The organism is Mycolicibacterium stellerae (genome assembly GCF_003719305.1).
Classification (GTDB): Bacteria; Actinomycetota; Actinomycetes; order Mycobacteriales; family Mycobacteriaceae; genus Mycobacterium; species Mycobacterium stellerae.
This window is the reverse complement of record NZ_RARC01000079.1, coordinates 1-1,237: the sequence shown is the minus strand read 5'-3', so window position 1 is coordinate 1,237 and position 1,237 is coordinate 1. Positions and strand designations below refer to the sequence as shown.

The 1,237-nt window shown below is 62.9% G+C and carries 1 protein-coding gene; it reads right to left on the bottom strand.

The annotated features are described in order from the left end of the window. Positions 1-1,237, bottom strand: a 1,237-nt coding sequence (gene adh, locus D6M19_RS34030) for an aldehyde dehydrogenase (RefSeq protein ID WP_123029678.1), incomplete at both ends; no start/stop codon positions are given.

Below are 1,237 nucleotides of genomic sequence, written 5' to 3'. Positions count from 1 at the left end.
TGCGCGGGATAGGCGTGATAGCAATTCGTCCACACCCGGCCGGCCTTGATGTCACGGCCCGCCCGATAAGCGACGTTGCCGTCACGGCTCCACACACCGGCACCCAACCCGTAGAGGGTGTCGTTGGCCTGCGAGATCGCGTCGTCGTAATCGCTGAACGATGTCACCGCCACCACCGGCCCAAAAATCTCCTCCTGGAAGATCCGCATCGTGTTGTTGCCCTCGAAGATGGTGGGCTGCACGTAATAGCCACCGCTGAGATCACCACCGAGCTCGGCGCGCTCCCCGCCGGTGACCACCCGCGCACCCTCATCCTTGCCGATCTCGATGTAGGACAACACCTTCTCCAACTGGTCGTTGGACGCCTGGGAACCGATCATCGTCTCGGTATCCAGCGGATCACCCTGGCGCACCGCCTTGGTGCGGATGGCGGCCAGCTCCAAGAACTCGTCATAGATGTCGGCCTGAATCAGGCTGCGCGACGGACAAGTGCACACCTCACCCTGGTTGAGGGCAAACATCGTGAACCCCTCCAACGCCTTGTCCTGAAAGTCATCACCAGCAGCCATCACATCGGAAAAGAAGATGTTGGGGCTCTTCCCCCCGAGCTCCAGCGTGACCGGGATCAGGTTCTGCGACGCGTACTGCATGATCAGCCGACCCGTCGTGGTCTCCCCGGTGAACGCGATCTTGGCGATCCGATTCGACGACGCCAGCGGCTTACCCGCCTCGGCGCCAAACCCGTTGACCACGTTGAGCACCCCCGCAGGCAACAAATCACCGATCAGGCTCATCAAATACAGGATCGACGCCGGGGTCTGCTCGGCGGGCTTGAGCACCACCGCATTGCCCGCAGCCAACGCAGGCGCCAACTTCCAGGTCGCCATCAGGATCGGGAAGTTCCACGGAATGATCTGGCCCACCACACCGAGTGGCTCGTGGAAGTGATAGGCCACGGTGTCCTCATCGATCTGGCTCAGCGACCCCTCCTGGGCGCGGATCGCACCCGCGAAATACCGAAAATGATCCACCGCCAACGGAATATCGGCAGCCAACGTCTCGCGGACGGGCTTGCCGTTGTCCCAGGATTCGGCGACGGCGATCGCTTCGAGGTTCTCCTCGATGCGATCGGCGATCTTGTTCAGGATCACCGCACGCTCGGCCGGCGACGTCTTGCCCCAGGCCGGAGCCGCGGCGTGCGCGGCATCCAGCGCCTTCTCGACGTCGGTTTCGTCGG